Below are 13,932 nucleotides of genomic sequence, written 5' to 3'. Positions count from 1 at the left end.
TCTGCTGATGCTGGCGGCCCTGCTGGCCAGCGGTTGTGCCTCGCTGTCCAATCAGCAGCGCGAGCGTGCCCAGGGCATCGCGGTTGCGGCCCGTTCCACCGTGATTGATTGCGACCGCCCGGATCGCTGCGCGCTGGATTCGCCGCTGCGTGCGCTGGGCGGCCAGGCCATTGCCGAGTCCACTGCGCAGCTGCCGCGGCATTACGCCACCATCGTCGACGAGGGCGAGCTGGCACTGGTGGCGCGGCTGAACCTGATCCGCAGCGCCACCCGCAGCGTGGACCTGCAAACCTACATCTTCGACACCGACGACAGCGCGCGGATGGTGATCGACGAACTGTTGGCGGCGGCCCGGCGCGGGGTCAAGGTGCGGGTGCTGATCGACCAGCTCTCGGCGATCTCGGACGTGCAGATGCTCGGCGCCCTGGCCGGCGCCCACGCCAACTTCGAGCTGCGCGTCTACAACCCGGCGTTCGGCAAGGCCAAGCTCAATTACTTCGACTACGCAGGCAGCGTGCTGTGCTGCTTCCGCCGTTTCAACCAGCGCATGCACAACAAGCTGCTGGTGATCGATGATGTGATCGGGGTGGTTGGCGGGCGCAACTACCAGGACGACTATTACGACTGGGACAAGGAATACAACTTCCGCGACCGTGACGTGGTGGTGGCCGGGCCGGAAGCGCGCGAGATGGCGGCCAACTTCCAGGCCTTCTGGGATGCGCGCCGCAGCGTGCCGGCCGAGCGCCTCAACGATGTCGGCAAGACCCTGTTAAACGAGGGCGTGCCGGCCATGCCGCAGGCGGCGTTCCGGCGCCCGGAGCGGATTGCGCGGGTGGATGTGGAAGCCTCCGATCCGCAGTTCATCCAAGAAGCCTTCGTCGCTACCGCCCTGCCGGTGCGCTCGGTCAGCTATGTGGCCGACCTGCCGCGCAAGCATCGCCGCGAGCGCGAGGCGCAGCCACTCAACGGCCAGCACCTGACCGAGCCGCGGCTGGATGCCCTGATTTCGCACGCGCAGACCGAAGTGCTGCTGCAGACGCCGTACCTGGTGTTGTCCAAGCCTGCGCAGGCGCTGTTCAAGGGCCTGCGTCAGCGTGAGACACCGCCGCGCGTGGTGGTGTCGACCAACAGCCTGGCGGCAACCGACAACCCCATCGTCTATGCGCTGTCGTACAAATACAAACGCCGCAACATGCGCGAGCTGGGCTTCAACATCTACGAGTACAAGCCGTTCCCGCTGGATGCCCCGATCAACTACGCGCAGCTGCTGCCCGCCCCCTTGGAGGGTGAGCCATCGTTGCGGCCGCAGCCGACGTCACGTAATCGGCTGATCGGCGGCAGCGCGGCCGGCAGCAATGTGCGCGGCAGTGGTTCCGGGCGCCGGCTCAGCGCCGATGGCAGTGAAGTCGAGCGCGATGTACTGCGTACCGAAACCCGGCCCTCGTTCCTGGGTACGCGCGCGGTCAACAAGCCGCTGCCGGTGACCCGCCGCGGCGCGCGCATGGGCCTGCATGCCAAATCACTGGTGGTGGACCGCCGCATCGGCGTGATCGGCACCCACAACTTCGACCCGCGCAGCGAGAACTACAACACCGAAGGCGCGGTGATCATCGATGACCCGGTATTCGCCGAGCAACTGGCGCAGAGCATCCTGCGCGACGTGCACCCGGACAATTCCTGGGTGGTGGCGCCGCGCGAGAAACCGCCGGTGCTGTCGGGGTTGAACTACAGCCTTGGCAAGGCCTCCGAGGCGCTGCCGGTGCTGGATTTCTGGCCGTGGCGCTACGCCACCGACTACGCCTTCGTGCCCGGCCCGGAGTGCCCGCAACCGCTGCGCCGGCAGGACCCGCGTTTCCACACCTGCTACACCGCGGTCGGTGACTTTCCGGAAGTGGACGTCGGCCCGAAGTGGGTGCTGGTGCGCATGCTCACCGCGTTCGGCGCCGGCCTGGTGCCGATCCTGTAACTGTCCTTGTTCCCCCAACAGGTAAAACAATGAGCCAAGTATTCCGCGCGCCGGTTGACCTGCAGTTGGTCAACGCCATGAGCCGCAACACGCTGATCGACCATCTGGGCATTGTGTTCACCGCCGCTGGCGATGACTGGTTGCAGGCAACCATGCCGGTGGATGCGCGCACCAAGCAGCCCTACGGCCTGCTGCATGGCGGCGCCTCGGTGGTGTTGGCCGAGACGCTGGGCAGCAGCGCCGGCAATCTGTGCGTGGACCCCGCCGAGCAGGTCTGCGTCGGGCTGGAGATCAATGCCAACCACCTGCGTGCCGCCCGCAGCGGCGTGGTGACCGGTACCGCGCGTGCGCTGCATGTGGGCCGCACCACCCAGGTGTGGGAAATCCGCATCGAGGATGAGGCCGGCAAGCCGGTGTGCATCTCGCGGCTGACTTTGGCGGTTGTGGCTAGAGGCTAGGAACTAGGCGGTAGGAACCAGGAACCAGAGGTTTGGAGCTGGGAGCTGAAGCGGAGAGCTGGAAGCGTAAAGCACCCCTCCCCAACCCTCCCCTTGCCTTCGGCAAAGGGAGGGGGTAACGGCGCGGCTTTCTGCGTCTGCACGTGCTTTGCTCCTGCTTCGCTCCCTCCCTTTGCCGCAGGCAAGGGGAGGGTTGGGGAGGGGTTGGCACTTGCTCCGGCTTTGCTCCCTCCCTTTGCCGCAGGCAAGGGGAGGGCTGGGGAGGGGTTGGCACTTGCTCCGGCTTTGCTCCCTCCTTTGCCACAGGCAAGGAGAGGGCGGGGGAGGGGTTGGCACTTGCTCCGGCTTCGCTCCCTCCCTTTGCCGCAGGCAAGGGGAGGGTTGGGGAGGTGTTGGCACTTGCTCCGGCTTTGCTCCCTCCTTTGCCACAGGCAAGGAGAGGGCGGGGAAGGGGTTGGCACTTGCTTCGGCGCTTGCTCCAGCCAGCTAAACCGGCACGGCCACCGGCAGGTGCTCGCGCACCCATAGCGCCAGCGCCGGCGCCGGCAACGCCGGGGTGAAGTGAAACCCCTGTGCGATCTGGTAGCCCTGCGCGCCCAGCAGGCGCAGCTGCTCCACGCTCTCCACGCCTTCGGCCACCACCTTCAACTGCAGGCTCTGGCCGATATGGGCGATGGCCTGGGTCAGTGCGCTGGCGACCTTGTCGCCTTCGATGCCGTGCACGAAGCTGCGGTCCAGCTTGAGCTCGCTGATCGGCAGCTGGCGCAGATAGCTCAGGCTGGAATAGCCGGTGCCGAAATCGTCCATCGACAGCCGAACGCCCAGTGCATGCACCTGATGCAGGGTCTGCAGAGTGATCGGGTCGCCGTCCAGAAGTACGTCCTCGGTGATCTCCAGGGTCAGGTCGCTGGCGCACAGCGATTCCTGCTGCAGGATCTGGCTGATCCACTCCGGCAGCGCGGCGCTGTGGAAATTGGTCGGCGACAGGTTCACCGACACCGATGGCACCTGCAGGCCGTCGCGCCGCCAGCGGGCCAGTTGCCGGCAGGCTTCGCCCAGCGCCCATTGGCCAAGGTCGCCGATCAGCCCGGCTTCCTCGGCCAACGGAATGAAACGTATCGGTGGCACGCTGCCCAGGCGCGGGTGCTGCCAGCGGGCCAAGGCCTCCACGCTGTGCAGGCGGCCACTGTGGATATCGATCTGCGGCTGGTAATGCAGCTGCAGCTGGCCCTGCTCCAGCGCCTCGCGCAGCGCCGCTTCCAGGGCCATGCGCTCCTGCGCGCATTCGTCCATCTCGCTGCTGTAGAAACGCACGCGGTTGCGGCCGTTGTGCTTGGCCTGGTACATGGCCACGTCGGCGTGGTGCAGCAGCGAGTCCATCTCGTTGCCGTCATGCGGAAAGATGCTGATGCCGATGCTGGCCGAAGGGCGGATCTCCATGTCACCGAGCGGCAGCGGCAGGCCCAGGGTGCGCAGGATGCGCTCGCTGCGTTCACTGGCGGTGGGCATGTCGCAGCGGTTGAGGACCACCACGAACTCATCGCCGGAGAGCCGGCCGACGATATCCATCGGCCCGGTTTCTTCCTGCAGGCGGCGCGCCACCGTGCGCAGCAGCTCATCGCCGCCGGGGTGGCCGAAGGAATCGTTGATCTGCTTGAAGCGGTCCAGATCGATGAACATCACCGCCAATGTCTGCCCTTGATGGCTGGCGGCGGTGATCGCCTGGTCGGCCTGGGCATGCAGCAGGCTGCGGTTGGGCAGGCCGGTGAGGTCGTCGTAGAACGCCAGCCGGCGAATCCGGTTGCGGGCTTCCTCGCGTTCCAGCGCCAGCGCGCACAGGTGCACGATCACCTCGACCAGGCGGTAGTGGAACTCGTCCGGGTCGTACGGCTGGCGGCAGTAGAAGGCGAAGGTGCCGAGCACGCGGCCATCATTGGCCTTGATCGGCGTCGACCAGCAGGCGGCCAGGCCATGCTGCAGGGCCAGGTGGCTGAGGCCTTCCCAGTTCGGGTCGGTGGCGATGTCGCGGCTGAGCACGGTCTGGCCGCTGTAAGCGGCGGTGCCGCAGGTGCCGGTCTTGGGCCCCACCGGCACGCCATCCACCAGCCGGATGTAGGCCTCGGGCAGGCTGGGCCCGGCCAGGTGGCGCAGGCGCCCGTCCTCGACCCGCAGCACCGAGCACAGCACCTGCGGGGCGATCTTCTCCACCTCCAGGCACATCATCTGCATCACCTCGGCGGTGGGCACTTCGCGCACCATCGCATCGAGCATCTTGTGCTGCAGCACTTCGTGCACCTTGGTGCGGGTGATGTCCATCAGCACGATGACCAGGTTCACCAGGGTGCCGTAGTCGTCGAAGATGGGGTTGGTGCTGACCGAGCACCACAGCGGCTGCCCGTTCTTGCGGTAGAGCCGTTCGTCGCCGCGGATCGGCTGGCCGGCCAGCAGCCGGCTGAGGTAGTTGGCAATCTGCTCGGGCGAGTAGTCGTGCGGGGACAGCAGGGCCGGCACGTACTGGCCCATCGCCTCACTGTCGAGGAAGCCGAACAGACGCCGGAAGCCCTTGTTCAGATGCACGATGCGGCCATCGGCATCGGTGATCAGCACCGCGCTCTGGGTTTCATCGAAGCCCAGCGACAGCAGCCGTTCGCGCGCCTGCGCCAGCCGCCGGGCGGTGACGTCGTTGACCAGCGCCAGATGGATGTTGCGGCCATTGTCGGCGATCTGCGACAGGGTGACGCTGATCCAGCAGGCAACGCCGTCTTTGCGGACCAGTTGGATGTCATGCGGGTCGGCGGCCAGTTCCTGCACGCGGTTGCTGGCGCCCGGATACAGGCGGGTGTTGTAGCGCTCACGCATGCTGGCCGGCGCCAGCGTGCCCAGGTTCTTGCCCTGGAGTTCCGCACGTGACCAGCCGGAAATGTTCTCCATGGCGTGGTTGACGTACAGGATGGTGTTGGCGTCGTCGAACAGAATGACGCCATTGCCGATCTGTTCCAATGCCGCGGAAAACAAATGCAGCATGTCTTCTGTCGATGACAGCAGCTGCCGGTCCATCTTGCCGCTCCCCTGAACGATAGTGTCGTTTTACACACTTCATGCCGGGAAAGCTGCCGGCGTACCCCGAATCGAAGGGGAGGCCGGTCCTTCCTGGCGATAGTGTGGCACGGCGCACCGTTTGGGTGCGCGCTTCGGGCAGGCCCTGGCAATGCCGGCGGCCGTGCCTGCCACGCTGGCGGAAGCTGGACCGCATCCGGTATCGTGCGCGGATGACTTCCCCCCGTCCCGCCCGCCAGGGCGGTGTGGCCCGCGTGTTCCGTTACCTGTACCGCGCCCCGCTGCTGCTGGTTCACATTGTCCTGTTTCTGCCGCTGATCCTGCTGCTGATGACGCAGCCGTGGGGGCGCATGGGCCCCGCCAACAACCCGCTGGAAGAGCGGGTCGTACGCTGGTGGTCGGGTGGTTTGATGTGGATCTTCGGCTTCCGCCTGCAGCGTTACGGCCAGCCCCTGCCGGGTGCGGTGCTGTTCGTGGCCAACCATGTGGGCTGGGTGGATATCAGCGTGATCCACAGCCAGAAGATGGTCGGTTTTGTCGCCAAGCGCGAGATCGCCGGTTGGCCCGTGGTGGGCTGGGTAGCCAGCCGTGGCCACACCATCTTCCACCAGCGCGGCAATACCGAGTCGCTGGGCGGGGTGATGGAAGAGATGGTCAAGCGCCTGCAGGAGCAGCGGCCGGTGGCGGTGTTCCCGGAAGGGCGTACCCGTGGCGGCCATGACGTGGGTCCGTTCCATGCGCGCATCTTCCAGGCTGCGGTGGAGGCCGGCGTGCCGGTGCAGCCGATCGCGCTGCGCTATGGCGTGCGCGGTGACGCACAGACCACCGTGGCGTTCGCGCCGGGCGAGAGCTTCTTCGGGAATTTCCTGCGGCTGCTGGGTGAGCCGGCACGGCGTGGCGAGGTGCACTTCCTGGAGCCGATCGCGGTCCAGGACCTGGAAGGCCGCCGGCGTATCGCCGAGACCTCGCGTGCGCGCATCGTGGCGGTGATGGAAGGGCCGTAAGGTGCGCATCACGGCCAACACTGTGGTGGGCAATCAACGCCAACCGGGCCGGCCATGCTGAGCGCCTGCAATTACCAGCCCCCGCGCTGGCTGCGCAATCCCCATCTGCAGTCGATGCTGGCATCGAGCCGGGTGCGGCTGCGGCGTGGCCAGCAACTGCTGGCCGGCAGCGGTGCGCTCACCCAGGAACTGATCCTTGATGGCGGCGACGGCGTGCGCCTGCAGGCCTGGCACAGCCGGCTTCCGGGTACGACCCCCAAGGCACTGGCGCTGCTGCTGCATGGCTGGGAAGGCAGCGCCGAATCCAGCTACATGCGAATGACCGCCGCGCGCCTGCTCGAACAGGGCTTCGAGGTGGTGCGGCTGAATTTCCGCGACCACGGCAATACCCATCACCTCAACCCGGGCATCTTCCATTCCTGCCGCATCGATGAAGTGGTCAACGCCGCCGCCGATGTGGCGCAGCGCTTCGCCGGCCTGCCGATGGTGGCGGCCGGTTATTCGCTGGGCGGCAATTTCGTGCTGCGGCTGGCCCTGCATGCGCCCGCCGCCGGGGTACCGCTGCTGCACGTGGCGTCGGTGTGCCCGGTGTTGGATCCGGCCATCACCATGGACAGCATCGAGCGTGGCCCGGCGATGTATGACTGGTACTTCCGGCGCAAATGGACCGGCTCGCTGCGCCGCAAGCGCGCGCTGTTCCCGGAGCTGGCCGATTGGGATGACAGCGTATTGAAGCTGGATATCCGCGCGCTGACCGGCTGGCTGGTTGACCATCACACCGAGTTCGGTTCGCTGCAGGAGTACTTCGACGGGTACTCCATCGCCGGCAACAAGCTGGCCGCACTGCAGGTGCCGGCCGACATCCTGATGGCCGCTGATGACCCGGTGATCCCGTTCACCACCTTCGACCACTGGCAGCTGCCGGCCAGTGCCCACCTGGAGATCGCGCGCTGGGGCGGGCACTGCGGCTTCATCGAGAACCTGCGTGGCGATGGCTTCTCCGAGCGCTGGGTGGCGCAGCATCTGGCCGCCGCCGTCGGCTGAACCCAGCGGGCGCGGCCGCGCCGCTACAATGCGGGTTTGCGCTAACGCTGGACCGCCATGCAAGACAAGATCATTGAAGCCCTGCGCCGCAACGCCACCGACGAGGCTGTGAGCCTGGCCCAGGCGTGGGTTGGCGCGGAACCGCAACAGGCCCAAGCCCACCGTTGGCTGGCCCTGTCGCTGCAGCAGCAGGAGCAGCTGGAGCAGGCCCAAGCCAGCCTGGAGGTTGCACTGGGGCTGGCCCCGGATGACGCGGCCCTGCATCTGCAGCATGCCGGCCTGCTGTTGGCGCTGCGTCAGATCGATGCCGCCGGGCAGGCGCTGGACCGCAGCACCTCGCTCAATCCCAACGAATTTTCCGCCTACCTGATGCAGGCGCATCTGGCCCTGGGCCGCGACGACATCGACGAGGCCGATCGGCTCAGCCGCATGGCGGCGCGCGTGGACCCGGACAGCCCCGAGCTGGGCACGATCGAAGGCATGGTGGCACTGCGCCGTGGCGACGCCGACCGCGCGCTGGCGATTCTGTCAGCGGCCGCTACCAAGCTGCCGGGCGATGTCCGCGTGCTGTATGCATTGGGCTTCGCCTATCTGGGCAAGGACATGCTGGCCTTCGCCGAGCAGGCGTTCCGCCGCGTGATCGAATTGAACCCCGGCAATCACGCGCTGCGCGGGCTGGTGGTGCAGCTGGCGCTGCGCCAGGGGCATCTGGACCGCGCTGCGGAAATGATGCGCGAAGTCCTGGCCACGGCGCAGGGTGATACCCCGGGCCTGCGCCGCTTGGCGGGTGAGCTGGAACTGGCCTCGGACCAGCCGTTGCAGGCGCTGGAACACCTGCGCCCGTTGCTGCAGCAGGTGCCGGGTGACCGTGCCGCGCTGCAGATGCTGTTGATGGCCTGGCAGCGCCTGGGCCGCGAAGAGGAAGCGCGCAGCGAACTGGACGCGGCCGTGCAGGCGCATACCCAGCACCACGACCTGTGGATGGCGCGGCTGGCCGTGGCACCGGTGGGCAGCGAGGAAGCGGTGGATGTGGTCGAGCGCTGGCTGGCCGCCATGCCCGAGCATCTGCCGGCGCTGGAAGCGCGCATGCGCCTGCATGACATGAACGACCAGGCTGAAGAAGCCGAAGCGGTTGCCCATCACATCATCGCGCTGGAGCCCGGCCGGGTCAGCGGCGAGCAGCGCATTGTCGAAGCGCTGCTGCAGCGCGAGCCGGCCGCCGCCATTGCCCATGTGCAGCGGCTGCTGGACAACGCACCGGAGCCGGCACGCCTGGCTGTGCGCAGCTGGCTGGGCGCAACCCAGGACCGTGCCGGTGATCACGCCGCTGCGGTGGCGACCTGGTTGCAGATGCATGAGGAAATGGCTCCCAACCGGTTGCCGTTGCCGCAGCAGGCCCGCGCGCCGGCCGAGTGGCCGGCGATGGGCGAGGTGGCCGCTGACAACCCGGTGCGGCCGATGTTCCTGTGGGGCGCGCCGGGCTCGGGCGTGGAGCGGGTGGCAACGGTGATGGCCGCCGGCAGCCGCGTGCTGCGTGGCGACCGCTTCGGGCCCAATCCCCCGAACGACGCCTTCCAGAACTTCCTGACCCTGCAGCGCCTGGCCACCGATGCGTTGACCCCGGAGCAGCTGGTGCAGCAGTGGCGCGACGCGCTGCCGGCACGCGGCATCGAAGACGGCAACGTCATCGACTGGCTGCTGTGGTGGGACAACGCCTTGTTGTGGGCGCTGCGCCCGCAGCTGCCGGAAGGCCGCCTGGTCATTGCCCTGCGTGACCCGCGCGACATGCTGGTGGAGTGGCTGGCACTGGGCGCACCGGCGCCGCTGGCGGTCACCTCGTCCAACGAGGCCGCGCAGTGGCTGGCGCGCGCGCTGGCGCAGGTTGCACTGCTGCACGAGCAGGACCTGTATACCCACCTGATCCTGCGTACCGACGATGCGGTGAACGACCCGGCGGCAATGGGTGCACTGCTGGAACAGGCCTTTGGCCTGCGCTTCCCGCCGGTACGCAGCCTTGGCCAAGGTACGATCGACGCGGGCCATTGGCGCAAGTACGCGCAGGTGCTGGCATCGGAATTCGCGCTGCTGACCCCGGTCGCGGTGCGCCTGGGCTATCCCGAAGCCTGATCAAGGAGCAAGCATGAAACTGGACAGTCAGAGTTTTCACAACGGGCAGCCGCTGCGGGCCGAGTTTGCTGCGGGTGATGCCAATGGCTTTGCCGGCAACCGCAACCCGCAGCTGAGCTGGCGCGATGTGCCGGCCGGCACGCGTTCGTTCGCGCTGATCTGCGTGGACCCGGATGTACCGACCGTGCCGGAGCTGGTCGGCCGCGATGATGTCAGCATTCCGCTGGACCAGCCGCGTGCCGACTTCGTGCATTGGGTGATGGTGGATGTGCCGGCCGAGCTGCGCGAGATCGCAGCCGGCAGCTGCAGCGACGGCTTCATCGCGCACGGCAAGACCCAGCCGGCCGGCCCGGCCGGTGCGCGTCAGGGCATCAACGACTACACCGGCTGGTTTGCCGGCAACGCGCAGATGGCCGGCACCTACTACGGTTATGACGGACCGTACCCGCCGTTCAACGACGAGCGCCTGCACCGCTATTTCTTCCGCTTGTTCGCGGTGGACGTGGAGCGTCTGCCGGTGGAAGGTGCGTTCACCGCTGCCGACGTTTACCGCGCGATGCAAGGCCACGTGCTGGCCGAAGCAGCGGTGCACGGCACCTACACGTTGAACCCGAAGCTGGCCTAGGCGCGCCACCTGTAGTGCCGAGCCATGCTCGGCAAGGGGCAGGAGCAACCCCTCCCCAACCCTCCCCTTGCCTGCGGCAAAGGGAGGGGTGTAGTGCCGAGCCGTGCTCGGCAAAAGCGTCACCTGTAGTGCCGAGCCATGCTCGGCAGAGGCGTTGCCGGTAAGGCCACAGCCGAGCATGGCTCGGCTCTACAAGACACCGCAAAACAGAAAGGGCGCCTTGCGGCGCCCTTTCTGTTTGCGTAAGCCCGATGGGCTTACTTGACCGTTTCCGACATCACCACCATGTCCAGCACATAGGCCTGCGACGGTGCGTCGGCCGGCGGGTTCTTGATCTGGTAGCGCTTCAGGCGCAGCACGTTGCGCACGCCCGGCTCGTGCTTGTAGCCCTCGATGTTGCCGTAGAAGTTTTCGTAGGCACCGCGCTTGCCCTGTTCCAGGCCCTGCTCGTTGTACTTCACTTCGCGTACCTGCAGGCAGGTAGCGTCCTTCATCAGCGGATGCGGGCAGGGCTTGGCCTGTGCGTCCACTTCCATGAACACCGTCTCGCCTGCGCCGCCGTAGCGGGTTTCGGCGGTCGGCTCGGCGCGGAAGCTCAGCACGTCACCATTGGCGGCGACCAGGCGCATTGCCGATGCGTCCAGCGCCTGCACGGTCAGCTTGCCCTGCAGGCGTTCGCTGGCCAGGCCGTCCAGCGCCATCAGCGGGCCCTGGCAGGCCTTGTTGGTCGACATCATGTTGCCAACGGTCAGGGTGTTGCCTTCCAGCGTGTAGGCGCCGCCCAGGTTGTTGCAGGCATTGCTGACCGACAGGCGGCCGTCCTTGAAATCCAGGGTCAGCGGCTTGTCGGCGTTCACGAACAGGCCGTCGACGCGCTTGCCGGCCGAGTCCACCGCGTTGTCCAGCAGCCAATGGTTGGCGCCCAGCTGTGCGGCGTCGATGTTCGCGGCAGGAGCAGCGGTGCTGGTGCTGGGGGCTGCGGTGGTTTCGCTCTTGGTGCTTGCAGGCGGATTGCTGCAGGCGGTCATGAGGGCGATGGGCAGTGCCAACAGAAGAATGCGCTTCATGGTGAACTCCTTGGTAGCGTTGGGAAAGTCAGGACGACAAACGGCCATGGCCGGCTGCCGGGGTTGCACTTGCGCGGGCGCGTTCAGTTACCAGCAGGCAGGAACAGCAGCAGGCCGAAGCCCAATGCAATGCGATATAGCGCAAAGCCGGTGAAGGGACGGCGTTTGATGTAGCTCAACAGCCACTTCACCACGATGAAGCCGGTGATGGCCGCGGCGACGAAGGCCACGCTCACATCGGTCCAGTTCTCACTGCCGAGCTGGCCTTTCTTGGCCATCTCCAGCAAGGCGTAGCCGCTGGCGGCGAACATGGTGGGGATGCCGACCAGGAATACGAACTCGGCCGCTGCCGCGCGCCGGGTCAGGCCCAGCAACATCGCCACGAAGATCGCCGCGGCCGAACGCGAGCTCCCCGGGAATACGCCGGCAACCACCTGTGCCAGGCCAACGGCCACGGCTACTTTCCAGGTGATGGTGGTGCTGTCGGGCAGGCGCCCGGCAAAGCGCTCGGCCAGCAGCATCCAGACGCCGCCGATCACCAGTGCCCACGCCACCGGGGTGACGGTTTCAGGCAGTTCCCAGCCAGCCAGGCGTACCGGCAGGCCAACAATGGCGGTGACCAGGAAGGCCACGCCCAGCTTCATCACGTAGTCGCGGTTTTCGGCCTGGTTCAAGCCGGTGGCCAGCGTCCACAGGCGCTGCCGGAACGCCAATACAACTGCCAGGATCGCGCCGGCCTGGATGACGATGTTGAAGAAATCCGAGCGTGCGCCCAGCCAGTGCTGGGCGATCAGCAGATGGCCGGTGCTGGAAATGGGGAGAAATTCGGTGAGGCCTTCGAGGATGCCCAGCAGCAGGGCGGAGAGCAGGTCGGACATGGGAGCGGGAGTTGAGGAGGCGGGCACAGCATAGTGCATTCAGTGCTTCGCACCTGAATGGTGCATGGCACGAAAACAGCACCAAATTGGTGCTTATAACCACTGGCAGTTTTCCACGGATGCCAATCAAAACAACAACTTGTAGTTAACAAAAAGTTGGCACGCCATTTGCTTTGATACAGGCACGTCACCATCAATTCGAGGTTGCACCCGATGTCGCTGGAAAATGTTGAGAAGCTGATCAAGGACAACCAGATCGAGTTCATCGACCTGCGTTTTGTCGACATGCGTGGCATCGAGCAGCACGTGACCTTCCCGGCCTCGATCATCGAGCCGTCGCTGTTTGAAGAAGGCAAGATGTTCGACGGCAGCTCCATCGCAGGCTGGAAGGGCATCGCCGAATCGGACATGGTGCTGATGCCGGACGCTGACAGCGCCTACATCGACCCGTTCTACGCCGACCCGACCCTGGTGCTGACCTGCGACGTGCTCGACCCGGCCACCATGCAGGGCTACGGCCGCTGCCCGCGCGGCATCGCCAAGCGCGCCGAGTCCTACCTGAAGTCCTCCGGCATCGCCGACCTGGCCTTCTTCGGCCCGGAACCGGAATTCTTCATCTTCGATTCGGTCCAGTTCGCCAACGACATGGGCAACAGCTTCTACAAGATCAACTCTGAAGAAGGTTCCTGGAACACCGGCAAGAGCTATGACGGCACCAACACCGGCTACCGTCCGGCAGTGAAGGGCGGTTATTTCCCGGTGCCGCCGACCGACTCGCTGCACGACATCCGCGCCGAGATGTGCAAGGTGCTGGAAAAGGTCGGCATCGAAGTCGAAGTGCACCACCACGAAGTGGCCAATGCCGGCCAGTGCGAGATCGGCGCCAAGTTCAACACCCTGGTCACCAAGGCTGACGAACTGCAGCGCATGAAGCACGTGATCAAGAACGTTGCCCACCGCAACGGCAAGACCGTGACCTTCATGCCCAAGCCGCTGGTCGGCGACAACGGCAGCGGCATGCACGTGCACCAGTCGCTGGCCAAGGGTGGCAACAACCTGTTCTCCGGTGACGGCTACGGCGGCCTGAGCCAGATGGCGCTGTGGTACATCGGCGGCATCTTCAAGCACGCCCGTGCGATCAATGCCTTCGCCAACTCCGGCACCAACAGCTACAAGCGCTTGGTGCCGGGCTTCGAAGCACCGGTGATGCTGGCCTATTCGGCCCGCAACCGTTCGGCTTCGTGCCGCATTCCGTGGGTGTCCAACCCGAAGGCACGCCGCATCGAAATGCGTTTCCCGGACCCGATCCAGTCCGGCTACCTGACCTTCACCGCGCTGATGATGGCCGGCCTGGACGGCATCAAGAACCAGATCGACCCGGGCGCACCGAGCGACAAGGATCTGTACGACCTGCCGCCGGAAGAAGAGAAGCTGATCCCGCAGGTGTGTTCCTCGCTGGACCAGGCGCTGGAAGCACTGGACAAGGACCGCGAGTTCCTCAAGGCCGGTGGCGTGATGAGCGACGACTTCATCGATGCCTACATCGCGCTGAAGATGAAGGAAGTGACCGCGTTCCGCGCCGCTACCCATCCGCTGGAATACCAGCTGTACTACGCGAGCTGATGTAACGGCGGCCAGCGTACTGCGTTGGCCGCCGGCAACACCGGATGCAGTTGCTAGCTGTTGTTAGGCGGCGGTGGCGTGGA

Annotated in this window: 10 protein-coding genes; 7 read left to right on the top strand and 3 right to left on the bottom strand. The window is 66.2% G+C overall.

Annotated elements, in window-relative coordinates; genetic code table 11:
• The first annotated feature begins 7 nt into the window (after positions 1–7).
• On the top strand, positions 8–1,966 hold the full coding sequence (locus BCV67_RS09070; RefSeq protein ID WP_062171014.1) for a phospholipase D family protein: 1,959 nt from the start codon (positions 8–10) through the stop codon (positions 1,964–1,966).
• A 29-nt stretch (positions 1,967–1,995) separates the two neighbouring features.
• Positions 1,996–2,424: a hotdog fold thioesterase gene (locus BCV67_RS09065; RefSeq protein WP_062171016.1), complete on the top strand. Its 429-nt coding sequence runs from the start codon at positions 1,996–1,998 to the stop codon at positions 2,422–2,424.
• Positions 2,425–2,910: 486 nt separating this feature from the next.
• Here BCV67_RS09065 and BCV67_RS09060 read toward each other — a convergent pair whose 3' ends face one another.
• Positions 2,911–5,481: an EAL domain-containing protein gene (locus tag BCV67_RS09060; RefSeq protein WP_062171018.1), complete on the bottom strand. Its 2,571-nt coding sequence runs from the start codon at positions 5,479–5,481 to the stop codon at positions 2,911–2,913.
• 212 nt (positions 5,482–5,693) lie between these two features.
• Here BCV67_RS09060 and BCV67_RS09055 point away from each other — a divergent pair, with 212 nt between their 5' ends.
• Genes BCV67_RS09055 through BCV67_RS09040 form a run of 4 tightly spaced genes read left to right on the top strand, consistent with a single transcriptional unit; the run spans position 5,694 to position 10,281 of the window.
• Positions 5,694–6,485, top strand: coding sequence for a lysophospholipid acyltransferase family protein (locus BCV67_RS09055; protein ID WP_062171020.1), 792 nt, complete (start codon positions 5,694–5,696; stop codon positions 6,483–6,485).
• Positions 6,486–6,542: 57 nt separating this feature from the next.
• Complete coding sequence (locus BCV67_RS09050) at positions 6,543–7,529, top strand: YheT family hydrolase (protein ID WP_062172016.1); 987 nt, start codon at positions 6,543–6,545, stop codon at positions 7,527–7,529.
• Between the two features lie 57 nt (positions 7,530–7,586).
• The gene (locus BCV67_RS09045; protein WP_062171022.1) at positions 7,587–9,656 is read left to right on the top strand and encodes a tetratricopeptide repeat protein; all 2,070 of its coding nucleotides are present in this window, start codon (positions 7,587–7,589) and stop codon (positions 9,654–9,656) included.
• Positions 9,657–9,669: 13 nt separating this feature from the next.
• Positions 9,670–10,281, top strand: coding sequence for a YbhB/YbcL family Raf kinase inhibitor-like protein (locus BCV67_RS09040; RefSeq protein WP_062171025.1), 612 nt, complete (start codon positions 9,670–9,672; stop codon positions 10,279–10,281).
• A 257-nt stretch (positions 10,282–10,538) separates the two neighbouring features.
• On the opposite strand, the gene BCV67_RS09035 is transcribed toward BCV67_RS09040, so the two are convergent.
• Both BCV67_RS09035 and BCV67_RS09030 read right to left on the bottom strand, forming a co-directional pair.
• A complete protein-coding gene (locus BCV67_RS09035; RefSeq protein ID WP_062171027.1) occupies positions 10,539–11,348 on the bottom strand; it encodes an META and DUF4377 domain-containing protein in 810 nt (269 codons plus the stop codon).
• Between the two features lie 83 nt (positions 11,349–11,431).
• A complete protein-coding gene (locus BCV67_RS09030) occupies positions 11,432–12,226 on the bottom strand; it encodes an undecaprenyl-diphosphate phosphatase (protein WP_062171029.1) in 795 nt (264 codons plus the stop codon).
• Positions 12,227–12,439: 213 nt separating this feature from the next.
• Between BCV67_RS09030 and glnA the strand changes: the two genes are divergently transcribed.
• Positions 12,440–13,849 (top strand): type I glutamate--ammonia ligase, encoded by a 1,410-nt coding sequence (glnA, locus tag BCV67_RS09025; protein WP_062171030.1) that lies wholly within the window; start codon positions 12,440–12,442, stop codon positions 13,847–13,849.
• Positions 13,850–13,932: the final 83 nt, after the last annotated feature.

Source organism: Stenotrophomonas nitritireducens (assembly GCF_001700965.1).
Classification (GTDB): domain Bacteria; phylum Pseudomonadota; class Gammaproteobacteria; order Xanthomonadales; family Xanthomonadaceae; genus Stenotrophomonas; species Stenotrophomonas nitritireducens_A.
Note: the sequence above shows the minus strand (reverse complement) of the source record. Positions and strands in the feature narration are given on the sequence as shown.